The following is a 25,291-nucleotide window of genomic DNA, read 5'->3' as shown; positions in this document are numbered from 1 at the left end:
CGAGGAGGAATCAGCACGCACGGCTGATTCCGGACCATGGAGCCGTGATCGGCTGCGTGCTCAGCGGATCACGCGCCACAGGTTCACGAGTACCACTCCTACTGCCTTCGGTCGACGTGCCCACCATGCCGGCACATGCTGCCCGACGCATGACCTTGGCCGGAACTGCTCCTCCAACGCCTGCCCCACTCGGAACTCAACGGCACAGTACCGACAGGGCAGTGGGGCCACAGGGCTCGCCCAGCCCGCGGCCACGAGCGTCGAGCTCCGGTACCTGTGGTGCGGAATCACGCCCGCCAGTCCCTCATGTGCCTCTACGATGATCGCTCTGCGGCTTGAACAACTGGAGCACCATGCGCCTCGAGACGATCAAAATCGAGAACTTCCGCGGCCTCACGCACGTGGACATCCCTTTCTCTCGATTCGGCTGCCTTATCGGCGAGAACAACGCCGGAAAGTCGTCCGTGTTCCAGGCTTTGAATATGTTCCTAAAGTCGGGGACCGCAGTCGACACCGACTTTCTCGACAGAAGTCGCTCGATCCGAATTCAACTCTCCTTCTCCGAGGTCAGCGAAGCCGATCTGAAGCGACTCGAAGACGGGCACCGAACTCGAATCGAGAGGGAAATTCGGGACGGGCGTATCACGCTCGCTAAAGTTTATAAGGGCCCGGGGAAGGGGACCTTCCTGGTCGTCACGCGGGTTCCCCGGGATCACAGGTACACGAAGGTCGTAATCGACGACACATTGAAGTCTGGGCTACCTCCCGAAGTCATCGCCGCCAACGTGAAGGTCACGTACCCAGAAGTTGCCCATAAAATCGAGGGCAAGATCAGCCGCGCAGCGGTGAGGCGCGAGATCGCCACGGTAATTGAATCACTCGGTGAAGATGACTTCGTCACTGGAGACGACGCTTTGCCAACCGGGATGGACAAATCGATCGCCCCGCTACTCCCGGAATCAATTTACATTCCTGCCGTCAAAGAGCTCAACGAGGAGCTCAAGACGACATCCACGGCAACATTTGGGCGGCTCCTTAGTCTACTTTTCGGGCAGATCGAGCACCAGCTTCCCGAGCTGGAATCCTCGTTTGAGGCGCTCCGGGGGCAGCTGAACGTAACCACGAACGAAGACGGCGAGGAGTCAGACCAGCGCCTTTCTGAAGTTCGACAAATTGAATCACTGATCCAGAGAAATCTCCAGGAATCCTTCCCACGAGCAAGCGTCCGCCTTGAGATCCCGCCTCCACGTCTGCGTAGCCTTCTCGAAGAAGCGCAAATCTCCATCGACGATGGAGTCACCGGCCATTTCAGGACCAAAGGAGACGGCCTTCGAAGGTCGGTCGCATTCGCCATCCTTCGTGCGTATGTCGACATGAAAACCGCACGACCAGTCACGGCAGACAGCTCTCAGCAACCTTGCCTACTCCTCTTCGAGGAACCCGAAGTATTCCTGCACCCCCAGGCACAGCGGAAGCTGTTCGAAGCCTTGGCGTTCTTCTCCGAGTTCAACGACGTCCTGGTCAGCACCCACTCGCCGTCGTTCTTCGCACCTGGGGCGACCGGAACATTTGTAAAGGTCATTAAGGACCACTCCCTGGATCCGCCGGCAAGCCGGACACGCGTGATCGACCTTTCAAAAATTGAGGCACGCGATCAATTTGAGATCATCAAGCACGAAAACAACGAGGCGGCATTTTTTGCGAACTCTGTCTTGCTCGTAGAGGGACCGAGCGACCACATCCTAATCCCGCACATCGCTCGAACCCTCAATCCGGAATGGGACTTCGAGAAGCGTGCGACAGCGATCGCGAAGGTCGAAGGAAAGGGAAGCATCGCCCGCTACAGAAGTTTCTTCACTCAGTTCGAAATGCGGATTGCGGTACTCGCCGACCTTGACGTCCTAGCGGAAGGTTTTGACAAACTGGGAGCCAGCCAAGATTGTCACCAACTGCGGGATCGACTCATCGCCAAGGCAAAAGAAATTGCAGCCGCTTCAGAAACCGACCCCTCCGGAAAGACACTCAAGAGCATGCGCACTAACGGCGCTGTGCAGGATCTCTGGAAGCGGGCCAGGGTGGCACGAGAGCAATACGCTCAAGGGCTTTGCGAATGGGAGGATCTCGACGCCGCTGTCAGCGCGTTTTTTGCGCGATCTACCTCGGGCGCCATGCGGAAAGTTCTCGAAGAGGCTGCCGATCCTGACCTTAGGCGCATGAAGATCGAGCTACTTCAGGAACTACGGAAAGATGACATTTACGTATGGGAGCGCGGCACAATTGAGGACTACTACCCGCCGCTAGAGAACAACGAGTCCTCGAACAAGAACGATCGCGCTCGATCTTTCTGCGAACGGCACGTGACCGCCGATGACATCAAGGGGCTGGCCGTGTTCAAGGATTCAGATGAATGCGAATTCGAGGCGATCTTCGAATCCCTCTTCAGATCAACCCAATCCGGCGACAATGCGCAGCACTTTTTTCCCAAGCAAGCAAAATCAGATCGGACCACCCACACTTCTCAATAGACTGGGAAAACACTCCCTTCCTTCACTCAGCGCCAGCCATCGAGCGAGACCTGGGACCTGCCAGATAGATATCCGTGGAGGGAACTCGCTGTGGTTTCGACGAATGCTTCCGGAATGTCACTGGCGTCGACCCAGCGAACCTGGGAGTGCTTGCGGGGTTCGCGGTTTTCGGGTTCGCCGGTCCATTCGTGGGCGGCGAAGACGACGGTGAGGAAGCCGTTGGGGGCTTCGACGCCCCAGGCGCCGTGGATGATGTGGGCGACCTTGAGGGACTCGGGCTTCACCGTGAGGCCGGTCTCCTCATAGAGCTCGCGGACCGCGGTTTCGGTGATGGGCTCGCCCGGCTCGCTCTTGCCGACGGGGAGGTCCCACATTCCCTGGGCGAACTTGGCGTTCTCGCTGCGCTGGAGGAGGACGACGCGGTTGGTGGCCTTGTCGTGGACGATGACTGCGGCGACCAGCAGGGTCATCGATTCGAGCGCCGGCTGGAGGGCCTTCGGCTGATCGTCGGTCTGCTGAGTCACGGTGTTCCCTTCGTCGGGCGGATTGTTGGGCATGTTAGGCGAGGGCCTCGCGTGCGCGGCGGGCGAGATCGGCGGCGCCGGGAACGCGGCGGCGCTGGTAGACCGCGAGCGTGGAGCGGATCGAGGCGATCGCCTTGCGGGTCCGGTCGGAGGTCATGCCCTCCATGAGGACCAGGGCCTGGGTCCAGGCCGCGACGGCCTCGTCGGCGCGCGCCTGGGCGGCGAGGCTGTCGCCCAGGTCTGCGTGGGTGAGGGCGTGAACGCGCTTGTACTTCTCCGGGTCCCAGCGGGTGAGGGCGTCTCGGTGCTGCTGCTCGGTGCCAATGTGGTCTGCGAGGTCGGTCAGGGTGCGGGCGGTGTGGCTGGCCACGGTGCCGGCGGCGGGACCACTGACGCGGGAGTAGCTGGGTTGGGGGCCGTCGTCGCGGAGGAGGGCGTCCTCGGCGGCGAGCAGGGCGCGTGCGGCCGACGGGTTCTCGTTGGTGGCTGCGTAGGCGCGGGCGTGGGTGATGTGGAGGAGGGCCTCGGTCTGGCCGTCGACATGGCCGAGCCCTGTGCGCAGGGCGCCTTCGACGAGGTCGACGCAGTGGTGGGGCTGCTTGAGGCTCAGGGCCTGGTGGGCGAGGGCGCGCATCATCCAGGCGGCGTGGCCGTGGGGGTCGGCTTCGCAGGCGAGTTTGTAGCCGACCTGGTAGTAGCGCTGGGCGGCGCCTTCCTGGCCAAGGTCGTGGTGCTTCCACCCTGCGAGGTAGGCGAGTTCGGCGACGGCGCCGAAGGCGGCCCGGCGTAAGGCTTCGCTGGGGAAGCGTCCGCGCAGCATGGGGGCGGCTGTGTCGGCGAGGTACGCGGTGACGGTGGTCAGTCCGTGCCCGCCGCCGAGGCGCTCGTCGGCCGCGCTGAAGGCAGCCGTGATCTGCCGTACGACGTCCACGTCCTCCACGCCGACCAGCGACGTGCCCGTGCTTGCGCGGAGCATGCGGGCGGTGGCTTCGTGGTCGTAACCGAGCGGCATGGCGACGCCGGCGGTGGTGAAGGCCGCGATGGCGAGGAAGCGGCGGCGCTCAACGTCGGCACGGCCCAGGTCGGTGGCGGCCAGGACAGGGTCGGATTCCGCCGGCTCTTCGTCACCGCTGGTCTGGAGGCCGATCTCGGTCTGGGTGACCGTGCGCCCCGCTCGTCGGGACAGCGCCTCGGCCAGGTACTGACCTACCCGGCCCGACGGGGCGCGGGTGCCGTTCACCCAGTGCGAGACGGCCGACTTGTTGGTCTGGAGGATCTCGCCGTTCTCGGCCGCGATGCGCCGCACGTCTCTGGCGAGGGCCTCGTACGTGCAGTCGACCGCCGCGATGACGTCACGCAGACGGGAATTGGGTTCTCTCGGCGCCGCCACGATCGCCTCCACTCCGGAGCTGTAAACCGCGTATACCGCTCCAACTGCCTTCCACCGTACCCACTGAGCGTGACCACCGGTTCACTTATCAGCAGCCGCCCGGAACGGCGCGACCGTGATCCAGGCTCCCCCTTGGTCCGGGCGGCACCCCGAATTCCGTACGCCCACACCAGGCTCGGGCATTCCTGTGCCCGCGTCCGGACGAACAGAGACGGAGACACGGTGACCACCATCGACACCACGGCCATCACGGTCGAGCTGCCCGAGGCGTTCGACCCGCGCTGGAGCCGCCTGCCCGGCATCCAAGTCGACGGCCGACGCATCACCATCGACCCGGCCGAGTACTTCTTCCGCTTCGAGTCGAACACCTGGCTCGTCGCCGACTGGAAGCTGGTCAAGTCCCAGCTCCTGGACGTGGACGAGACGACCGAGAGCGCGGTCGAGCAGCTCGCGCTCGACTTCATCAAGCAGCACAGCGAATCCACCTCCGACGCGGCCCGCGTCCTGGCCACCGCGTACGAGGTGTACGCGTACCTCTTCCGCGAGGAGCACCTGGCCTGCCTCGGCCTGCCGCAGATCACCGCCGACCACCTGCGGATGCTCCGCGAGGCGGCCACGCTCATGGCGCTCAACAAGGTCGAGCTGGACGGGCACATCTCCAACGTCGGCCCGTGCTGGTTCTTCCCCGCCGCCACCTCCGTCGTCTTCGACCTGGACGCCGAGATGGGCGGGATGCTCGACGAGGTCTACCACGGCGGCTGGTTCAACGAGCACCGCCGGATCGAGTCCATCAAGGCCCACGCCGCGCTCGGCGGCCGACTCGTGCACGGCTGCCAGTCCGTGCCGGACCAGTCCGGCGGCGTGGTCGCGCCCTACGGTGCCTCGATGGCGAACTTCCGCGACGACCTCGCGGCCTTCAAGGCGGGCTGGATCGAGCAGGTCTATGCCCACCGCGTGAACCCCGCCGCGTAGCCACCACCCGATCGGGCTCCGGGGCGGGCCGGCATCCCTCGCCCGCCCCGGACGCCACCACCCATCCCCGGAGCCCGCCCGTGACCACGAACCCCAGCGCCGAACTCCTCGACAACCTGCTCACCGCGACCGGCCAGACCACCGCCGCACGGAAGGAGGTGCGCGTGTGGTCCATGTCCGGCATCGAGCGCGTGACCTTCCCGGACGGCTCCACGGCCATCTTCAAGTACGCCAAGAAGCCCTTCGACAGCGAGGACCAGGCCCTCCGCCTGGCCCACACCCTCGGCGTACCCGTCCCCCAGGTTCACGCCTCCGCCGTCCTGGACGGCTGGCTTGGCATGCTCATGGAGGACCTCGGACTCTCCGTCCGCGAGGCCGACGACCTCGACGGCGTCGCCGCAGCCGTGATCCTGCACGGCACCCGTACGGCCCCGCCCTTGCCCGTCCTCGACCAGGACCGGCTGCGCACGCTCCCGGCTCGGGCGCTGGAACACCTCGAACGGCTGCGCAAGGCCGACCGGTGGCAGGACGCCGACGACGTCGAGGACGCGCTCGACCGGATCGCTCAGGCCGCCGAGGCCCGCTCGGCCGGAGCGACGCTGGAACCGTTCGGCTGGGTGCACTCCGAGTTCCACCCCACCAGCCTCCACATCGGCGAGTGTGGCTGGCGGCTGCTCGACTTCGCTCGCGCCTTCACCGGCCCCGGCCTGCTCGACCTCGCCAGCTGGCACGGAACCCTCGAGCCCCCGCGCCCCGTGCGTCTGCGCGTCTTCCTGGAGCAGTACGTCACCGCCGGCGGCACCCCTGACGCCCTCGCCCCGCGCGGCGGGCTCACCGCCGAGAACTGGGCCCTGGGCTGGCACCGCATGTGGGCCGTCGAGTGGTTCATGGAACAGGCCATCCGCTGGATCAACGACTCGGCCACCGACCCCGCCTACACCAAGGCCGTCCGCCGCCACCTCATCGACGTTCTTCACCTCCTGGAGATCTGACGTGCTCGCCCAGGCATCCCCATGGCACGCCCACGCGCTCCAGCGCACCGCTGCCGGGCTCGCCGAACCCCTCTCCGTACCCGCCCGGATGGAATGGACCACCCGACCCGGCCAAGGGCTCGGAGCCGAGATCCTCGGCCCCGACCTGCGCGGCAAGCGACTCCTGGAACTCGGCTGCGGCCCCGGCCACAACGCCGCCCACCTCGCCACCCACCACGGCGCCCACGTCACGGGCATCGACCTGGTCGGCCTGCAGGTCCGCCGCGCCCGCTCCCACTACGGACGGCTGAACAACCTCACCTTCGTAGCTGGCCATGCCCTGCACTACCTGCAAGCCTCCGACGAGCAGTTCGACGCGATCTACTCCGCCTTCGGCGCCGTCGGGCTTGTCGCGCCCGAGCTCCTGCTCCCGGCCATTGCCCAGCGCCTCACGCCCGGCCGGGTGCTCGCCTTCTCCGTCCCGCACCCGCAGCGTGGCGGCCGAAGCCCCTCGGGCGACGACCGGCCCCGCCGCGACTTCGTCACCCTGCCCGACCACACTCGGCTCCCCATCGCTCGATGGGAGTTCGATACCGACCGTTGGGAGAGGCACCTCAGCCGGGCGGGCTTCTGGCTCACTTCGGCCCAGGAGTTCAACGACCCCCGCATGGGCCACTGGCCCACCACCTTGCTGATCCGCGCCCGCAAGCTCTGACAGCCGCGTTCATCCGGACTATGGAGGACCGATGCGCCCGCCCTACCTGCTCCTCGACATCGACGGCGTCCTCATACCCTTCCCCGACGAGCACGGCTCGACCCCGGCCACACACGCCCGCCACGACGTCGTCCCCACCGGCCGCAGCGCCGACAACCCGGTCACCGTCTGGCTCCACCCTGCCCACGGCCGCCTGCTCATGGACGTGATCCGTACCGGCCTGGTCACCCCCGTCTGGTGCACCAGCTGGCGGCAGGACGCCACCACCCTCATCGGCCCCCTTCTGGGCCTTCCGGTGCTGCCGTACGTCGACCTGCCGCGCCCGCAGATCACCACCAGCCACCCCAACGGCTACCTCTGGAAGCGCGACCACGTCGACGCCTGGCTCGGCGACGCCCCTGCTGTATGGATCGACGACGACTTCACCGGCCTCGACCATGAATGGGCGGTGGAACGCACTGCGAAGGGAACGGCGACCCTCCTCATTCAGCCCGACCCGCACCTCGGGCTGCAGCCCGAGCACCTGACCGAGGTCACGACGTGGGCCTCGCAGTTGCCCGCGGCCCACGCCGCCTGACGACTGATGCCCTCGCTGCCACGAGCAGCGAGGGCATCAGGGTGCACTGTGGGCGCTGCCTGCGACTGGGCACCGTTCGGCATTCTGAACGAGATGGCAGTGTGATAGGGATTTTCATCGGCGCCGCTGATGGCGGAGTCAGCGAACGCCGACTGCATCCAGGGTGGCCGAGGGCATAGCCGCGTGCGGCGGAGTGGTGGCGGCGGCTTCGGCGTTCCATAGTGGGGACTTGCGCCGTTGAGATCGATCTTCTATTGACTCGCCAACGAAAATTACTCGTCGATATTGCTCTCGACCAGCAATTTGTTGGCATCTATCAACTATCCAGGGGATTGACCCCATGACCTCCGGATTCTAGTGATCGCGCGAAGTGACCCGCTGGCCGATCACTGTGGAACATCAGGGCGCGAAATGAAATCCGGATCGATATGTCGAAATCATTGCATCGAACTGATCTTTGTACTTTTCCAGGAATGTATCGAGCGAGTAGGCGCCGTTCCAGCCAGCGTCGCGCAGCTGCGACCCCTCACAGGGGATCGGTAGTGTGCAGAGGTCCGCGTCCTTTACGAAGTGGAGTCGGAGTTCGCGCGCCTCGGAGATGTTCAATGGATTTCCCCCAATCTGCTCGATGAGTACGTAACGAAGACCGAGAAGGTTAAGGAGATCAAGATCGGTGACCCAGGCCGCATCCATGAGTCGGTGGGCCTGCCAGTGCACAGCGTCTCGATAAACCAACCTTACTCGGTCAGTCACATTGGTGTGCGGAATGCCGTCCCAATAGAGCGAGCCATGGATCGTGCGGTTGACGCCATCCTGGGTAAGCGCCGTTCCAAAGGTCATCGGAACAAGGTTTGAGAGCTTGTCAGGCCATCCGTGCACCAGGGATCGAATCAGGTCGCAGGGGTTGTACACGTGGAGCATGACATCCCGCTCTACGGCATCAGCCGAGACGTCGTCCAGCCACCGTCCCACGAGCCTCTCCCAATCGGGATTCCCCGCAAAGCACATCCTGCTCTCCTCCCGGAAAGCCGGCCATCTTCCACGATCCGTGGTACGCGCGGAGCCTGTGTAGAGAACTTCGCCGATTCCCTCTTCGTCACCGTTCAGGTCGCGGAGAAGATCTCGCTCGTCCAGCGAAGTACGCTTCTCGAATTCACCTGCCGCCCGATAGCCCTCAATCTCCCAGTGCGGGTTCTCCGCCAGATGCCGGAGCACGCCGGGGCGGGCCGTATCATAGCCAGCTGCGAAGACATTCCGGGTGATATGACAAAGGGCCGAGTACTCTAGGGGATACCCCCCAGTTTCCTCGTACGAATCCGTCTCATTGCCATCGAGCCATGCTGGCGCTTCATCGGGGTCCAGACGCCCGATTGCGAAATAGAGGCCGTACGGTGCGACCACAAGGTCTTTCTGTGAGATGCGCCGGAAGTCCGCCGCGAGGAGATCATGCGCTCCCGCCTCGGCGGATGTGGCCAGAATTTCGTTCCAGCCTTTCGATCGCTCCTCCGGGGAGTTGTAGAAGTAGATGAAGTGATGTGGGGTGACCCGAGGCGGTACCGCCGCTTCGAGAAATTCCACCCGGTCCGCGCGCACAGGAACGCCGTTGTCGTCCAATGTGAGTTGGTACCCGCGGAGATCGTGGGACCAGTCTCTCGCCATGTTGCTCACCGGGACGCGCAGTTCGTGCCAAGTGGTGGAGACAATCATCGCGCGGATGCGGTCCTTGCGGAGCCCCAACTCCTGCTGCAACAGCTCGGCGTACTTCGTGACCTCATGAAGGGCGCGGGCCGAGGTCGAGTCGGATCGCTTCAATTCGATCACCACCCACGATCCGTGGCCGTCTCGGGCCAGGATGTCTATACGCCCGCGTGTTCCATGAGCATTGGGCAGCGGGTACTCCGTGCCAATCAACCGAAGACTCGGCTCGATGAGCGGCAGGAGGTCGGCCAGCATGTCGCGCAGTCGTGCCTCGTACGGAACATCCACGTCGCACACCTCATACAAGTCTCCGGGTCAGCAGGTCAGTTGAGAACTGATCAGGTTTTGACAGTAGATGATCGGTCTGACAATCCTGACCCGTTCTCGACCTCAGCTCAACGAAGCCAGGTTCACAAGCGTCTGACGGGAGGTTCGCCCCGTGGGTGAGCTCGCGCGTAGCCCGAGCAGTGGTGATCACGACGTTGGGGCTGCCGGGCGGCTACGGCCGCGGCGATCATCGTGCGGGCCGCAGAGGACAGCACCATCATGAAGCTTGCCATTGAACTCGACCCGGTGCCCCGCCACGATGCGTGGCGGGGGCATCCGGCCGGGGTCAGCGGTGTCGACTGTGCTCTTCGGGCCTCGTGCCCACTGGTGTGGCCGGTGGGATTGGTGTGGCGGACATGGACGACGTGCCGCTGACCGTACTTCGCCTGCGAGCCGCTTGCGTCCGCCTGTTCGGCTGAGCGGTGATGCGCCAGTTGAGGACCTCGGCGGGGCGCTCGGCACTGTCGAGTTCCCGCAGGGTGCCGACCGTGGCCAGGAGGTGCCGGGGGTTGTGGCCGGCGGTTTCGGCGTGGGCGAGGGTGGTGGTCAGGGCGGTCCAAGTGGGGTCGGCGAGGATCCGGTCGGCGTGGTCGGGGAGGGCCGCACGAACGTCCTGCTCGAAGCGGTGGGCGGTTGCGGCTCGTGGTGCACGGCGGGCCAGGTCCGCCAGGACGGGTGTGGCGGCCTGCTGTGCGTGGCCGCGCTGTTCATGCCACTTGGCGGCAGCGCGGGCCAGGTGCACGGTGGCGAAGATCAGGGCGATGGCGAGCCCACCCGGCTCGCTGGACGCGTAGGCGAGTTCCTTGGCGGCCTTGCGCAGGGCGGTGGCGGCTTGGTGGTCGGCGCGGGTGGCGGAGCGGCGGGCGCGGTTGAACGCCGTCGCCGCTGCTCGTAGTTCCGCCCGGTGTGGGCCGGTCGTGGCGCTTGCGATGTTGTACAGGGCGTCGCCGAAGGCGGTCAGGTGGCCCTGGGCGACGGCATCGTCATCCGAGTCGAGGACGGTGCGTGCCGTGTGGACTGCGGTGGTGGTGTGCCGCCATGGGTCGGCGGGGTCCGCCACATACCGCGGGCGGTCGACCACATCCTGGTCGGGGAGGCGTTCGCGTAGGCGGTTGATGGAGAGATCGGGGGCGAGCTTCGAGCCGCCGTACCAGACGGGTTCGCCGGCCGCGTTGGTGTCGCCTGGTGCGGCAAGGCTGTAGCCGATCACGTCACCGGTCTCGGGGCCGAGGCGTGTTTTGACCTTGATGCCGAGGGACTGCAGCACGGTGAAGTAGTCGGCTTCGGTTCGTACGGCGGCGGCGACCGCGTACGCCTGCTCGCGCAGCCAGTGTCGTGCGGTGACCGTCTGGCCCTGGCGCTCGGCCTTGGCGCGTTCGGCGCCGGTGGGGGGGCGGGGCGCGGTGAGGTCGCCGGACTTCAGGCGGCGCAGGCCGAACTCGGCTTCGATCTTGCGGCATTCGGCTTGGGCTCGTTGTCCGTCGTGGTGGGTGCGTGGGCGGCGTCCGTCGGCTCGGACGGTGGTGGCCATGATGTGGATGTGGTCGTCGGCGTGGCGTACCGCGATCCACCGGCACGCCTTCGCGTCGCCTTCGGGGGCGATGCCTGTGGCGTGGACGATGCGGCGGGCGACCTCGGCCCACTCGGTGTCGGTGAGGTAGCGGTCACCGGGCGCGGTGCGGACGGGGCAGTGCCAGACGTGCTGAGGTGGTTTCTTGCCGCCCAGCTCGCGGGTGCGCAGGTCGACGTGGTGGTCGAGGCGTTTGGCGAGCTGGGTGTAGGTGGCTGCCGGGTCGCGGCCGGGGCCGGGGGCGCCGGCCATGTCCCAGGCGGCGACGATGTGAGGGTCGGTGTGTTCGTCGCGGCGGCCGGGGCCGAAGAGGTAGACGATCAGTCCGCGGGAGTCGGAGCCGGTGGAGACGTCAGGAACCATGCCGGGTGCCTTCCGTCAGGAGCTGGTCGATCAGTCGGTAGCTGTTCTCGGCTGCTTGCTCAACGTGGTCCAGTACGGCCTCGGCGCGCTCGGGCACGGTGCCTCGGTGGATGGCTGCGGTGATCTGGTTGAGGTTGCCGCCGATGCGGTTCAGCGCGACCGTGTGTGCCTCGACGGCCTCAATCAAGGGACGGATGGGATCGTCCTCCGGGCTGCCGACCAGCCCCGCCTTGCCGAGGGCAACGGCCAGGGCGGCGTCCCCGACGAATCCGGCGAACTTCTGACCGCGCTGGTGAGCGGCGGCGCTGATCACACCGACCGCGGTCCGCGTGAAGCGGATGGTCTTCTCCTGGTCGCGCTTCTCCACGGTGCGCTTGCGGTTCATCAGCGCGGGCAGGACGGGGGCATCGAGATCTCGCCAGGAGGGCTGCTCGACGGGCGGTTGGGCATCGGCCGGCGGCTGGGTGCGAGGGGCGATGGAGTCGGCTGCGGGCGGGCAGCGGGTCTCGGCTACGCCCTCCTCCGGCTCGGGCGCCCCCTGGCGCTCGGCCTTCTCCTCCGCCGCCCCTGGGGCGGGGGCAAGCGCGGACGAAGCCTCGTTAGAGGCTCGTTCGCTCCAGCTTGCTGCTGATCGGCGGGTCAGGCCGAAGAATCCCTTGCGGCGGCGGATGGAGGTGTTCTCGGTGCTCGTTTCGGGCATGGTGGTGCTCCGGTGGTCGTGTGGGGTGGGGCTTCGTCACGTCCGTTGCATCCGTCCCGTAGCTGGTCAGGACAGGTACGGAGGCGACCGCAGGTACGGAGTGATCCGTATCGGCGAGGAACTCCGTCCCCGCGCTGACCTGCGCGGGGACGGATGCGACGGATTGATACGGAGCTGGTGTCAGCGAGTGGGCCTGGGGCCGGCAGGCCCGCCAGGCGGGCCGATGGGCAGCGTCCCGGACGGAGGGGCCAGCGGCTTGCCCTGGGCCCGACGTGTGGGCGCGGCCTCGCCGGCTGCGGGGGCTGGCTGGGCGGGGTCAGGGCAGTAGCGGGCCCAGGCGTCGAGGAACTGGTTGCGGGCGTATGCCTTCGCCTGCCTGCCGTTCTCGAAGCGGTGGTTGGCCGGGCTGATGCCGAAGTCGCGCAGCAGGTTGGCCAGGTGGTAGGCGTTCAGGCCCTTCGTTCCGTACTCGGCCCAGGGTGCCTCGGCGTCCTGGATGAGGGCGGCGAGCAGGTCGTGGCTGCGCAGCGCTTCCTGGTCGCCCTGTTGCTCGAAGACTCGGCGGATGTCCCGGAGCAACCGGGTCTTCAGCGTCGTCTGCTCGTCCTGGACCACCTCGTTCCTGGTCATCGCCAGGCAGGCGGCACGGGCCTGGGTGGGCCAGTGGCCGCCGGCCAGGTCGGCGACGATGACCAGGGGTTCCCAGGTGTCCGCGGCCCGGTCTTCGACCGGCATCGGTGGCACCAGCCTGTGCGCTGTCCCGCGCAGTGGGGTCAGCCACGCGGCCAGTCGGTCGCGCAGGGCGTTTAGTTCCGGGACGGAGTGCCGGGAGCGGAAGGGAGCGACCTTCTCGCCGGGCTTGCGCTTCTGCATGCGGAGCACGACGGCGCGGTCCATGATCGTGTCCGGTAGGTCGCCGATGCCGGCCAGCGCGGCCATGGCGAACGTCGGGAACGCTGTCGGCTTGTGCTCAGGGCCGGATATCCGCCAGGCGGGGCGGTTGCGCTGGTGTCCGGCGTTCAGCAGGCCGCGCAGGTCCTCCTTGTCGCCAGCCTTGGGGCCGAAGATGGTGTCGGCCTCGTCCACCAGCAGCGTCGGCGGGTCCTCGCCGATGATCCGGAAGACCACCGCCGGCGAGGTGTTCACCGTCATCATCGGCCGGGACACGGTCTCGTGGAGCACGTCCAGGACACGGGACTTGCCGCACCCCTTGGTCGGCCCCACCACCGCCAGGCGCGGCGCGTGCTGGAGGGCGGGCTGGATGTGGGAGGCCGCCACCCACAGGGTGACCGCGGTCAGGGCCTCGTCGCTCGGCAGTACGACGTACCGGCCGATCGCCGCACGGAGGTCATTCAGCAGTGCGGCTCCTTCGTCGGCCGTCTCACCGCTCATGCCAGTGCGGTCCCCAGTCCCCGATCCACCATCGGGGACCACGGTCCCCGCAGATACATGGGGACCGTGGTCCTCAGCGTGTGCTTGGGGCGCGTTGCGCTCGTCCGGGATTCGGGGACCGGGTTCGGGGACCGGCGGACCGGAAGTCTCTGTCCGGTCCCCGGCGTCCGGTTCGGCGGGACCGGTCCCCAGGGCGCTGGCCTGCGCATGTTCCGCGTTGGGGGAATTTCGGTCCCCGACCGGAACACCCGTCAAAGCAGAGGACCGTGACTCCGTTCGGTCCCCGCCTCGGTCCCCGTTGCGCCAGGGGATGCCCTGGCCGGGGACCGCAGGGGTGGGCCAGACAACCTCGGATGTGTTCGAGGTGGCGGGGGACGTAGAGTCCTCCATAGACGTTCCTCTCAGGTGGGGGACGGGACGGGCAAGGTCCCGCCCCTCACCGGTTCGTTCGTTCAGGGATGGGCGACATGCAGGGGAATCTCCGGCCCTCGGCGTTGGCGCGCCGGGGGCCGTTGCTGTGTCTGGGCCTGTCGGTGGCTCATGAGGCCAGGCCCCATTCCTCCTGGCCGTCGATCAGGGTGTGCTCGTAGCGCAGCAGCTCGGCCTCGGGGTACAGGACCCGCTTGCCGACCTTGATGCCGCGCGGCCCCTTCTGGATGTGGCGCCAGTAGCGGACGGTGCTCTCGGCTGTGCGGTAGCGCTCGGCGACCTCGGCGGTGGTCAGGTATCGCATGCATTCCCATTCGACTAGGTGGCGATTCGATCTGCATAGAGTTGTACCCCGGGATCGGCGGTTAACCAAATCGGGAAGCCCATGTTTCAATTGGGATAGCGACGGTGACGACGGAGGTTCGATGGCAGGCGACAGGCCCGAGGGCGGCGAGGTGCCGCTGCTCTACAGCGAGGGAAATGTGGCCGCGCGCGTGGCGCTGGAGCGTGAGGTCAGAGGGTGGAGCACGACCGAGCTGGCGGAGCGGGTGACCAGAGCCGGCGTCAAGATGAACCAGACAGCGGTCTGGCGCATCGAGAACGGCACCCCCCGCCGGCGCATCAACCTCGACGAGGCTCTCGCCTTCACCCGCGTCTTCGAACTCCCCCTCGAAGAGCTCATGTCACCGCCCCTGGAGGGGCTCGACATCGACAGCCGGCGCCTCGTCCAAGAAGCCGTCGAAGCGTTCTACGAGACCCGCGACGCACGAGACCGGCTTCATCGCGCCGTGGTCGCCATCGCCGACCACATCAAGGCCCATCCCGACAGCTCGCGGGCCATCCACGAGCAGTGCCTCCGCCTCATGGGCGACGAGCGGGACGCTCGCACTCTCAGCGGCGACATCGAGGACGGCGGCCACTACTGACAACCGACACGAAGGAGAGGCCACTTGGCCAACATCCAGAAGCGCCCCAACAGCAAATGGCGTGCTCGCTACCGCGACCTCGACGGCAAGGAGCACGCGCGCCACTTCGACCGTAAAGTCGACGCCCAGCGGTGGATCGACGAGGTCACGGCCAGCCTGGTCACCGGTCAGTACGTCGACCCTCGATCGGCGAAGAAGCCCTTCAAGGAGTACGCGGAGGAATGGCGTGCCATCCAGCCGCACCGGCCTTCCACGGCCAAGGCGGTGGCCCAACACCTGCGCTGCTACGTCTACCCGGCCTGGGAGAAACGGGCACTCGGCGCCATCAAGCCCGGCGACGTACAGAGCTGGATCACTAGCCTGACCACCACGCACGGGCTGGCCGCCAGCACCTCACGGACGGTCTTCAACACGGTCAACGCCGTCTTCCGGGCGGCTGTCCGTGACCGGATGATCCCCCACAACCCGTGCGCCGAGGCGAAACTGCCTTCGGTACCCCGGAAGAAGATCGTGCCCCTGGCCGTCGAGCAGGTGCGGACGCTGTCCGAGGAGATACCCGCCCGCTACAAGGGCCTCGTGCTGCTCGGCGCCGCCACCGGGCTCCGCCCCGGCGAGCTGTTCGGCCTCCAGCTCCGGCACGTGGACCTGCTGCACGCGACCGTCTCGGTCGAGCAGCAGATCCAGCAGACCGCCAAGCACGGCGTGTACGTCTGCCCGCCCAAGACCGCTCGTTCGCACCGCACGGTCCCGCTCCCCCGCATGGCGGTGGATGCGATGAAGGCCCACCTGCGGGACTTCCCCGCCGATGGGCCCGAGGGCTGGATCTTCACGGCGCCGCAAGGCGGACCCGTGGTCTACACGCACTTCATGGACGGATCCTGGCGGCCCGCCTGCACGAAGGCCGGCATACCGAAGGGCACCGGACCCCACTCCCTCCGGCACCACTACGCCAGTCTGCTGATCAAGCACGGCGAGTCGGTGAAGACCGTCTCCGAGCGCCTCGGCCATACCAATGCGGCCATGACGCTGAACATCTACACCCACCTGTGGCCCGACTCCGAGGAGCGGACCCGGGCCGCCATCGACAAGGCGTACGCGGACTGCTCTGCGGACAGCAAGACGCTTGCCACTGGAGCGGCATAGCGGCTACCACCAGCTGACCGAAGTCAGCACGCTGCCAACTCGGTACGGACCGTGAGGGCCGACCGAACCTGCTCCGCTGCAGATTCCCCGCAGCGGAGCTTGAGGCTCCCAGGACTTCGGCGACTCTAGTAGTACTCCCGGATGTATCCCAGCGCCTTCCCGAAGACATCCTGGTCACGGATCTTGAACTTGATGTAGAGCGCCTTGCGGAGCGCCTGCTGGACGAGGCGATCGCCTTCATTGGTGCCCTGCCAGCCGTCAAAGCGGACGGTACGGACGACGGAGTCGACCTCGTCGACGATCTTCTCGGCGATGATCGGGGTCTCTTCACTCTTGAGTGACTCGAAGAGGTCGGTCAAGGCGGCCTTGCCACGCTCCTCGCGGGGCACCTCGGCGGCGGCCTTCTCCGCTGCGACCGTGTCTCGCGCCAATGCGAAGAGCTCCTTGAGGAACTCCAGAGATGCCTGCTGGGAGTGGGCGTACTTCTCCCGCAGAGCATTCAACCGCTGGCCGAGCTCGATGAAGGCCGGGTTGCCGACGTGCTTGGCGATGCGGGCGGTGATCCACTTCTCGACCTCGACGGGGTCGATGTCCTTACGCTTGCCGGTCATCAGGTCCTCGATGACCTGAGCGTCGAGGACAATGGTCTCCAGGTCGGTGCGGGGGACCTCGACGGTGACATGCTCGTTTATGAGCTCGAGGGTTTTGGCGCCCAGCGTGTGCCAGACCAGCCGGCCGGTGACATCGGTGGGCTGCACGGACTGGTAGACGTCGGTCAGCCAGCGGTAGTCCGACTCGTACTCGGACAGGACCAGGTCCGGAGAGAGGGTCTCCCACAGTTGGGCGACGACGCTGTACGCGGCTCCGAAGGCGTCGCGGGACTCGTCGGAGCCGATCGCGGTCTGTGCCTGGATCAGACCCTCATAGCCGCCGACGGTGCGGTCGACGCCCGGGAAGAATGCCAGAGCAGCCTCGATCGCAGGGCCGAGCTGCTCGCGGAGGACAGCGATGTTGGAGATGACCTGCTGGACGGACTTGTCGTCGAACTCGAAGGCCTTGGCGACGTCATCGAAGATGCCGAGGTAGTCCACTATCAGGCCGTGGGTCTTCGCGGGCGGGTAGACCCGGTTGGTGCGGCAAATCGCCTGGAGCAGGGTGTGCTCGCGTAGGGGCTTGTCGATGTACTGGGCGTAGAGGATCGGGGCGTCGAAGCCGGTGAGCAGCTTCGCGGTCACAATGATGATCTTCAGCGGGTCGGCCGGGTCATTGAAGCGGGCGGTGATCCGCTCCAGCTCCTCCCGGCCCGGGGTCCACTGTTTCCACGCCAGCTTGTCACCGCGACCGGCGGACATCACGATCGTGGACACATCCGGGCCAAGCAGGCCGTCAAGCTCTTTCTTGTACGCCACGCAGGTGGCCTTGTCGTAGACCACGACCTGCGCCTTGAAGCCCCGCGGCTCGACCTTCGTGGTGAAGTGCTCGGCAATGTCGGCGGCGATCTTGCGGACCCGGCCAGGGGCCTTGATCAACGCCTCCAGGGAGGCGGCCTTCTTCGACAAAATGCTGCGGTCCTCCTCGGTGAGCCCGTGGCGGTCGGCGAGCTCGTCGAAGGCCGCTTTGATCGCCTCCTCGTCCAGGTGGATTTCGGAAAGGCGTGGCTCGAAGTGCAGCGGCAGAGTGGCACCGTCACGGATGGAGTCAGAGAAGGAGTAGCGCGAGAGATAGCCGTGCTTATCGGCCTCGGCGCCGAACCACATGAACGTGTTGCGGTCGCGCTTGTTGATCGGCGTCCCGGTCAACCCGAACAGGAACGCGTTGGGCAGCGCCTCGCGCATCTTGCGGCCGTAGTCGCCTTCCTGAGAGCGGTGGGCCTCGTCGACCATCACGATGATCTTGTCGCGCGCATCCAGCACACCGGGAGCTTCGCCGAATTTGTGAATCGTGGTGATGATGATCTTCCGCGCCCCCGCAGCCAGGAGCTCCTGCAGTTCCTTGCGGGACTCCGTCGAGACCAGGTTCGGTACGTCGGAAGCGTTGAACGTCGCGGTGATCTGAGTGTCCAGGTCGATCCGGTCGACCACGATGATCACGGTCGGCGAGGTCAGCCCCGCCATCGCACGCAGTTTCTGCGCGGTGAACACCATCAGCAGCGACTTCCCCGACCCCTGGAAGTGCCAGATCAACCCCTGCTTGATCCGCCCATGCAGCACTCTTTCCACGATCAGGTTGGATGCCTGGAACTGCTGGAACCGCGCGATCACCTTGATCTTGCGGTGCTTCTTGTCGGTTGCGAACAGTGTGAAGAACCGCAGGAAGTCCAAAATCGCATCCGGATCCAGGACGCCCTCGACCGCCTCCTTGACTGCCGCCAGGTCTACCTTCACCGGCGTGTGGTCGTCACCGGACTCATCTGCCCGCCACGGCCCCCACAGCTCCACCGGCATCCCGACCGACCCGTAGCGGAAGTCCTTGCCCTCGGTGGCGAAGTTGAGCACATTCGGCACGAAGAACGCCGGCACGTTGACCTCGTAGTCTTCCTTGACCTGCGCGGCCGCGTCTATCCAGGAGTACGCCGGCCGCACCGGCGACTTCGCCTCCCCCACGACCAACGGGAAGCCGTTGCACCAGACCACCAGGTCGAAGCGCCGCCCGAGCCGACCGACCCCGTAGGTCACCTCGGTGGAGACGATCCAGTTGTTCGCACCGTGCTCGCCGGGGTGGTCGAAGTCGATCAGTTTGACGGCCACATGCTCGCCTTCGGGCCCGAACGGCATCGTTTTCTGCCCTGTGAGCCATGCCGTGAACTCCTCGTTCGCCACCACCGGATTCGGCGTGTGGCGTGCGGAGACCAGGATCGCACGCAGCCGGTAGATCACCTCGTCGGCCAGACGCGGGTCCGCCTCGATGGTCGGGTTGAGGCGGATTAACGCCTCCCGCACCTGCTGCTCCAGCAACACCTCATCGTTACGCCGCGGCAGATGACTTCCCGGTACGAAGCACATGTCGATTGAGGACACAAGGTCCCGGACGAAGTCGCGGACGGTGTTCGCCTCGTTGAAGGTCACCTGGCATCCCCGAAGACCTCATCGTGGAGGCTTCTGCGGAGCACGTCGAGTTTTGACTTTTCCTGCGCCACGCTTGTGAGTGTGTCTTCGAAAGAGGTCACACGACCGAGCATGTGCGTCTGAGCTGCAATGGAAGGCACCGCGATGCTACGCACGATGTAGTCCTTAACTGACAGATTCGTGATGTTGGTCGTCTTCTTTGCGTAATTCCGAGTCACACCAACCGCCCAGTCATGTCGAAGACGCCAGAACAGGAAACGTGGCTCCACAAATTCCCGGTTCGGCCGAAGCAGCCGCTGAAAGTCAGTGGGGATGCAGGGAGCCAGCTCTCCGTGCGCGATCACGACGCGCCCGACTGGCTGTGAGGGCGAGCCTCCAGATCGCTCAAGGATGATGTCCCCGTCACGAACAAGGCGCATTTCGGCCTGCCGTCTGCTCACAGAACGGACAGGAGACCCATCCGTTGACAGTTGAGTCGCGCCATCTGCATACACGCGTGGGCCGAGCGCCAGTACGTCAACCTCACCCTCGCCCTCTGGCGAGCCCCAAATCCCACCGATGACATCGGTACAGAGGTCGGCGATCTTTGCTTGCGGGCCAGGGGCTGCCTGGTGGAACGAGTCGGCGAGGAAACTCTGCAGCGCGTCCTCGATTACCGAGATCTGGCCGTCCAATTCGACTCTGTGGCTTTCCAACGCCCAGAGAAGGGCTGCGAGGCGCTGCTGTTCATCGAGGGGCGGAAGGTCGAACTCGTAGCGCTGCATCTGCCCCCAGAGCAGGCGAGGATTCATCGAACCGGTCGCCTCGGAGGTCGCGAAGGCGATGAAGTGGTCGGAGGCGAGAATGAATGGCAAGAACTCCTGCAGCAGGCCGTTCTCGAGGACGGCGTCGAGAACGTAGGTCTTGTCGGCGACGACACCCGAGAAGTTCGCAACGCCAGACTTGCGAAGATAGGGACGGGCTGAGACGAAGAGAATCTGGCCAGGCTGAAAGAGGTAAGTAAACGTTGAGCCTATCTGGCCGTCGTCGACGTCTCCAAAGCGCTCGACCGTGAGGCTGCCGCTGTCGATGTGCCCGCCGCCAACGTAGCGATCGACCTCACCGTTCGCCGGGTCAACCTGGGTGCGCGATCGACGGATCACGTCACCTAGTCGGACTCGTTTCCAGGTGGTCTTGTCGAGGTTGAGACTCACCGGGAAACCTCCGCGCGCAGCAAACCAGCAATTTCCGTGACCGCATCATTCGCCGTTGCCGCAGCCTCACGCCATTCTACGAGCGCCGCTGCGACCGAGTCAGTAGGTGTCGAGTCGCGATCTGGCGCGACAGGCCTGACGTACTGCGGGATGGCCATGTTGCCGTCATTGGAACGGATCTCGTCGAGTGTGGCGACTCGGGCGAAGCCCGGCACGTCGGCGAAGTCGCGAAACGCGCGCAGGATCCTCTGCTGATGCGTCGCGGAGAGGAACGACTGGACACCTGCTCGGTAGAACTCCTTCTTCGCGTCGATGAAGATCACCTTGTGCCTGCGGTCAGTCGGCTTCTGCTTGCGGAGGACCAAGACGATCGCTTCCATGCCCGAGTTGTAGAAGAGCCCGTGGGCTAGGCCGATCACCGCCTCGACAGCGTCCGCGTCAATCATTGCGTTGCGAACTGTCGCCTCTCCGATCCGGTTCAAGACCCCGTGAGGCAGCAAGATCGCGGCACGGCCGGTCTCGGGATCTAGGCTCGCCTCGATGTGCTGGATGAAGGCGTAGTCCGCAGCATTCTGAGGCGGTACGCCCCAAATGGCGCGGCCGTAGGGGTCTTTGGTGAAAGCAGACCGGTTCCAGGCCTTGATGGAGTAGGGCGGGTTGGCCAGGACGACGTCGAAGGGCTGCAGCTGGCCGTGGGTGTCGAGGAAGGCCGGCTTGGCGAGGGTGTCGCCGTGTGCGATGTGGCCGTCGGCGATGCCATGGAGGAAGAGGTTCATCTTCGCGATCGCCGAGGTGCCGTAGTTGAGCTCCTGGCCGTACAGGCGCAGGTTGCGCCACTCCTTGCCCTGGCGCTTGAGCTCGGCGACGGTGGAGATGAGCATGCCACCGGTGCCGCAGGTGGGGTCGTAGACCGACTCCCCCGGCTGAGGTTCCAGCATCATGGTCATCAGGTGCACCAGGGTGCGGTTGGTATAGAACTCCTGGGCAGTGTGGCCGGAGTCGTCGGCGAACTTCTTGATCAGGTACTCATAGCCCTGCCCAAGCTCGTCCTCGGGCAGGTTCGCCACCGATAGCGTCTTGGTCGAGAAGTGCTCGATCAGATCCGAGAGGGTCGCGTCGGGGAGCAGGTCCTTGTTAGTCCACTCGCCGTCGCCGAAAACGCCGGTCAGCGTGTCGGGGTTAGCGGACTCGATGGCCCGCATCGCGGCCTTGAGTGCGACGCCGACGTTGCTGGTGACCTTGCGCAGGTCGGACCAGTGGGCGCCGTCGGGGATGGCGAAGCGGTGATTCTCCGGGAGGTCGGCGAACTCCTCGTTGCCATACTCCTTCAAGGCGGCAGCGTGCTCCTCGTCGTAGACGTCGGAGAGGCGCTTGAGGAAGACCAGCGGGAAGATGTACTGCTTGTAGTCGCCAGCGTCGATCAGCCCCCGCAGCAGCACTGCGGCACCCCACAGGTGGGACTCCAGTTCCCGCTGGGTAATCCGCTTCGGGCTTGTCGTGGTCATGCGCCCAGCCCCCACTTCGCCAGCTCGGCCTCCAGCGTTGCGCGGGTCTCGCGGGCCTTCGCGTGGGCGGTCTTCAGGTCGGCCAAGGCCTGCTCCAGGGTGATCTGCTCGCTGGTGTCGGCGGGCTCAACGTACAACGGGATATGCAGGTTCCAGCCGTTGGCCTTTACGTCTTCCAGGGTCGCGACCGCGGCCAGACCGAGTTGGTCGGCGTACTCGTGATAGGCCTTCAGGAGGGTCTCGGCGTGGTTCGGTTCGAGGGTGTTCTGGTTGCGGCCGCGCTTGCAGAGCAACTCTCCGTTGACGAAGAGCACCTGGTCCTGCTGCTCGGCGGGCCGCTGGCGACGCAAGATCAGCACGCAGGCGGCCAGGTCGGTGCCATAGAACAGTTTGGGCGCCAGGCCGATGACGGCCTCAACGAACCCTGTCTTGACGACGTGCTCGCGGATGCGGCCCTCGGCGCCCTGGCGGAACAGGGCGCCCTGCGGGAGTACGACCGCGGCCCTTCCTCCGGTGGGTGCGGCGGAGGTGAGCATGTGCTGGACCCAGGCCCAGTCTGCGTACCCCTTCGGCGGCACCCCACCCAGCTCATTACGACCCCATGGGTCAGAGGCCCACCTCTCATGGCCCCAGTTCTTCAACGAGAACGGCGGATTGGCGACCACGCAGTCGAACCCGGCCAGCCGGCCGTGATCGAAGTAGGCCGGGTCGCGCAACGTGTCGTCGCGCTCGATGTGGAAGTCCTCCATGCCGTGCAGCAGCAGGTTCATCCGGGCGATCGCGGAGGTGGTGAGCACCTTCTCCTGGCCATACAGCTTGCCGAGCACGGTCTTCGGGTCACCGCCGCGAGCCTTGATGTGCTGGATGACCTCGATCAGCATGCCACCGGTGCCACAGGCCGGGTCGTAGACCGTCTCGCCCTCCTGGGGATCGAGGATGTTGACCAGTAGCGCGACCACCTCGCGCGGGGTGTAGTACTCGCCGGCCTTCTTGTTGGACTGGTCGGCGAACCTCTTGATCAGGTACTCGTACGCCTGCCCCAGTACGTCGGGGGCGGCCTGCGAGATCGAAAGGTTCTTGATCGAGAAGTGCTCGATCAGGTCAATCAGCTTGCTATCCGGGAGCTTGTCCTTGTTGGTCCAGGTCGCACCGCCGAAGATGCCGTACAGCGTGCCCTGATTGGCCTGTTCGATCCCGCGGAAGGCGGCCTTGAGGGCCTCACCGACGTTCTCGGTGCGCTCGCGCACGTCTACCCAGTGGCATCCCTCGGGAATGGTGAACCGATGGTTCTCCTCGAACGCCGCATACGTGTGGTCTCCACCGGACTCGTCCAGCGCGCGGGCGTACTCCTCGTCGTACACATCGCTGATCCGTTTGAAGAACATCAACGGGAAGATGTACGCCTTGAAGTCCGCCTGATCGATGCTGCCCCGAAGCAGATCAGCCGCCTTCGCCAGATACGACTCCAGCTCCCCCAGTGTCAACGGCATCGGAAGCTCCTGCTCCCCCGTGCCGACCGCACTCGACCCCACTCGATCACTACTCGTTTCCATACTCTGCCTGGTCGGCTCGCCGTCCCGGCGAGCACGTGTTGGAGCGTAACGGGATCCGCGAGGGCTGTATTGAATACGCGTCAACCCCTGCGGACTCTGCGCGGACCGCAAAGGCCGCCCAACCCGCTCCACCGCAGGTCAGACGGCCTTTCGCCGGACGTGTCACACGTTGAAGCGAAACTCCACCACGTCGCCGTCCTGCATCACGTAGTCCTTGCCCTCCATGCGGGCCTTGCCCTTGGCGCGGGCCTCGGCGACCGAGCCGGTTTCGACCAGGTCCTCGAAGGAGACGATTTCCGCCTTGATGAAGCCCTTCTGGAAGTCGGTGTGGATCACACCGGCCGCCTCGGGCGCGGTGGCGCCCTTCTTGATCGTCCAGGCCCTGGCTTCCTTGGGGCCCGCCGTCAGGTAGGTCTGGAGGCCCAGGGTGTCGAAGCCCACGCGGCCGAGGGTGGCGAGGCCGGGCTCGTCCTGGCCCATGGACTGGAGGAGTTCCAGGGCCTCGTCGTCGTCGAGCTCGATCAGCTCGGACTCGATCTTGGCGTTCAGGAAGATCGCCTCGGCAGGGGCGACCAGGGCGCGCTGCTCGTTCTTGAAGTCCTCGTCGACGAGCTCGTCCTCGTCGACGTTGAAGACGTAGAGGAAGGGCTTGGTCGTGAGCAGGTGCAGCTCGTGGAGGAGCCTGCCCTTCTCGGTGCCCGCCGTGATGCCCTCGGCGAACAGGGTCTGGCCGGACTCCAGGATCTTCTGGGCCTCCTCGACCGCGGCGAGGACCGCGACCTTGTCCTTCTGGAGGCGGGACTCCTTCGTGAGGCGCGGGACGGCCTTCTCGATGGACTGGAGGTCGGCGAGGATCAGCTCGGTGTTGATCGTCTCGATGTCGTCCTTCGGCGAGACCTTGCCGTCGACGTGGACGACGTTCTCGTCCTTGAAGGCGCGGATGACCTGGCAGATCGCGTCCGACTCACGGATGTTCGCGAGGAACTTGTTGCCCAGGCCCTCGCCCTCCGAGGCACCGCGGACGATGCCGGCGATGTCGACGAAGTCGACCGTCGCGGGCAGCAGCCGCTGGGAGCCGAAGATCTCCGCCAGCTTGTTCAGACGCGCGTCGGGGACGCCGACGACTCCGACATTGGGCTCGATCGTGGCGAACGGGTAGTTGGCCGCCAGCACGTCGTTCTTGGTCAGGGCGTTGAACAGGGTCGACTTGCCGACATTCGGCAGACCGACGATTCCGATCGTGAGCGACACGTTGGCGACTTCCTGAAGGATGGGAGGGCGGGGTGGCCTCGGCCCGGGTGGGCCGATTCTCCAGTTTACGGGCGGGGGCGAGCGGCCGGTCCGGCAACCGGGCTCCGGGAGGCACGGTCCGAACCTCCGGCGGGCACAGCCCGGTCTCCGGGGCCCGTCGGTCACGGGTCGGCGTCTCGGCGGGTACGGACGGCCGGGCGGCCCAGGCGCCGCGCAGGCACGGACGGCGGGCTCGCGCAGGCACGGACGGCAGGCTCGCGCAGGCACGGACGGCAGGCTCGCGCAGGCACGGACGGCAGGCTCGGGCGGGAACGGCCCGCGAACCTCCCGTAGTCGCGGCGCCGCGTTCCGAGGGCCGTGGAATCCGGCGGGAAGTCGGCCGTTCGGGCCCGGAAGGGGCCCGGTTCGGTCAGGAGCGTTCGGTTCCCGTTCGGCCGTGTGGCATCGAACTCACCCCGACGTCACCCAAAGGGCGTGTCCCGCACCCGCTTCCTGCCGTCCG

Annotated in this window: 19 protein-coding genes; 7 read left to right on the top strand and 12 right to left on the bottom strand. The window is 66.0% G+C overall.

All coding sequences use genetic code 11. The features are described 5' to 3' along the window. Positions 1–335 precede the first annotated feature (335 nt). Positions 336–2,525: an ATP-dependent endonuclease gene (locus tag ACFYXM_RS04340; protein ID WP_389286726.1), complete on the top strand. Its 2,190-nt coding sequence runs from the start codon at positions 336–338 to the stop codon at positions 2,523–2,525. A gap of 26 nt (positions 2,526–2,551) precedes the next feature. Here ACFYXM_RS04340 and ACFYXM_RS04335 read toward each other — a convergent pair whose 3' ends face one another. Together ACFYXM_RS04335 and ACFYXM_RS04330 are read right to left on the bottom strand one after the other, a co-directional pair. Continuing rightward, complete coding sequence (locus tag ACFYXM_RS04335) at positions 2,552–3,082, bottom strand: NUDIX domain-containing protein (RefSeq protein ID WP_389286724.1); 531 nt, start codon at positions 3,080–3,082, stop codon at positions 2,552–2,554. A gap of 1 nt (position 3,083) precedes the next feature. Next, entirely contained in the window at positions 3,084–4,439 is a 1,356-nt protein-coding gene (locus tag ACFYXM_RS04330; RefSeq protein WP_389286722.1) for a tetratricopeptide repeat protein, read from the bottom strand. 222 nt (positions 4,440–4,661) lie between these two features. On the opposite strand from ACFYXM_RS04330, the gene ACFYXM_RS04325 reads away from it, so the two are divergent. From ACFYXM_RS04325 to ACFYXM_RS04310, 4 genes are all read left to right on the top strand, one after another. Further along, the gene (locus ACFYXM_RS04325) at positions 4,662–5,411 is read left to right on the top strand and encodes a hypothetical protein (protein ID WP_389286720.1); all 750 of its coding nucleotides are present in this window, start codon (positions 4,662–4,664) and stop codon (positions 5,409–5,411) included. Between the two features lie 80 nt (positions 5,412–5,491). Further along, a complete protein-coding gene (locus ACFYXM_RS04320) occupies positions 5,492–6,403 on the top strand; it encodes a phosphotransferase family protein (protein WP_389286718.1) in 912 nt (303 codons plus the stop codon). 1 nt (position 6,404) lies between these two features. After that, positions 6,405–7,097, top strand: a complete 693-nt coding sequence (locus ACFYXM_RS04315; RefSeq protein ID WP_389286716.1) for a class I SAM-dependent methyltransferase — start codon at positions 6,405–6,407, stop codon at positions 7,095–7,097. A 31-nt stretch (positions 7,098–7,128) separates the two neighbouring features. Next, positions 7,129–7,674 (top strand): HAD domain-containing protein, encoded by a 546-nt coding sequence (locus ACFYXM_RS04310; protein WP_385697507.1) that lies wholly within the window; start codon positions 7,129–7,131, stop codon positions 7,672–7,674. A gap of 399 nt (positions 7,675–8,073) precedes the next feature. Here ACFYXM_RS04310 and ACFYXM_RS04305 read toward each other — a convergent pair whose 3' ends face one another. The 5 genes from ACFYXM_RS04305 to ACFYXM_RS04285 form a co-directional block, all read right to left on the bottom strand. Then, positions 8,074–9,660 carry an endonuclease NucS domain-containing protein gene (locus ACFYXM_RS04305; RefSeq protein WP_389286714.1) on the bottom strand — a complete coding sequence of 529 codons (1,587 nt, stop codon included), beginning with the start codon at positions 9,658–9,660 and terminating at the stop codon, positions 8,074–8,076. Positions 9,661–9,985: 325 nt separating this feature from the next. Next, positions 9,986–11,632: a relaxase/mobilization nuclease domain-containing protein gene (locus ACFYXM_RS04300; RefSeq protein ID WP_389286711.1), complete on the bottom strand. Its 1,647-nt coding sequence runs from the start codon at positions 11,630–11,632 to the stop codon at positions 9,986–9,988. Further along, positions 11,622–12,332: a hypothetical protein gene (locus ACFYXM_RS04295; RefSeq protein WP_385697513.1), complete on the bottom strand. Its 711-nt coding sequence runs from the start codon at positions 12,330–12,332 to the stop codon at positions 11,622–11,624. Before ACFYXM_RS04295 ends, ACFYXM_RS04300 begins: the two co-directional genes overlap by 11 nt. 180 nt (positions 12,333–12,512) lie before the next feature. Beyond that, a complete protein-coding gene (locus ACFYXM_RS04290; RefSeq protein WP_385697515.1) occupies positions 12,513–13,724 on the bottom strand; it encodes a DUF3631 domain-containing protein in 1,212 nt (403 codons plus the stop codon). A 538-nt stretch (positions 13,725–14,262) separates the two neighbouring features. Next, positions 14,263–14,457 (bottom strand): helix-turn-helix transcriptional regulator, encoded by a 195-nt coding sequence (locus ACFYXM_RS04285; protein WP_385697516.1) that lies wholly within the window; start codon positions 14,455–14,457, stop codon positions 14,263–14,265. Positions 14,458–14,578: 121 nt separating this feature from the next. Between ACFYXM_RS04285 and ACFYXM_RS04280 the strand changes: the two genes are divergently transcribed. Together ACFYXM_RS04280 and ACFYXM_RS04275 are read left to right on the top strand one after the other, a co-directional pair. Further along, entirely contained in the window at positions 14,579–15,079 is a 501-nt protein-coding gene (locus ACFYXM_RS04280) for a helix-turn-helix transcriptional regulator (RefSeq protein ID WP_385697518.1), read from the top strand. Positions 15,080–15,103: 24 nt separating this feature from the next. Further along, complete coding sequence (locus ACFYXM_RS04275; protein WP_389286709.1) at positions 15,104–16,222, top strand: tyrosine-type recombinase/integrase; 1,119 nt, start codon at positions 15,104–15,106, stop codon at positions 16,220–16,222. A gap of 125 nt (positions 16,223–16,347) precedes the next feature. Here ACFYXM_RS04275 and ACFYXM_RS04270 read toward each other — a convergent pair whose 3' ends face one another. The 5 genes from ACFYXM_RS04270 to ychF all read right to left on the bottom strand — a co-directional run bounded on the left by ACFYXM_RS04270 (position 16,348) and on the right by ychF (position 24,789). Further along, entirely contained in the window at positions 16,348–19,287 is a 2,940-nt protein-coding gene (locus tag ACFYXM_RS04270; RefSeq protein WP_389286708.1) for a type I restriction endonuclease subunit R, read from the bottom strand. Next, positions 19,284–20,480, bottom strand: coding sequence for a restriction endonuclease subunit S (locus tag ACFYXM_RS04265; protein ID WP_385697524.1), 1,197 nt, complete (start codon positions 20,478–20,480; stop codon positions 19,284–19,286). Before ACFYXM_RS04265 ends, ACFYXM_RS04270 begins: the two co-directional genes overlap by 4 nt. Next, entirely contained in the window at positions 20,477–21,985 is a 1,509-nt protein-coding gene (locus tag ACFYXM_RS04260) for an N-6 DNA methylase (RefSeq protein WP_389286705.1), read from the bottom strand. The genes ACFYXM_RS04265 and ACFYXM_RS04260 overlap by 4 nt, the downstream gene beginning before the upstream one ends. Then, positions 21,982–23,475 (bottom strand): N-6 DNA methylase, encoded by a 1,494-nt coding sequence (locus tag ACFYXM_RS04255; protein WP_385697528.1) that lies wholly within the window; start codon positions 23,473–23,475, stop codon positions 21,982–21,984. Before ACFYXM_RS04255 ends, ACFYXM_RS04260 begins: the two co-directional genes overlap by 4 nt. A gap of 225 nt (positions 23,476–23,700) precedes the next feature. Then, a complete protein-coding gene (gene ychF / locus ACFYXM_RS04250; RefSeq protein ID WP_389286703.1) occupies positions 23,701–24,789 on the bottom strand; it encodes a redox-regulated ATPase YchF in 1,089 nt (362 codons plus the stop codon). Positions 24,790–25,291: the final 502 nt, after the last annotated feature.

Origin of the sequence: Streptomyces sp. NPDC002476 (genome assembly GCF_042889785.1) — a bacterium.
Lineage (GTDB): Bacteria > Actinomycetota > Actinomycetes > Streptomycetales > Streptomycetaceae > Streptomyces.
The sequence above is the reverse complement of the archived record's forward strand: the minus strand, read 5'-3'. Positions and strand labels throughout refer to the sequence as shown.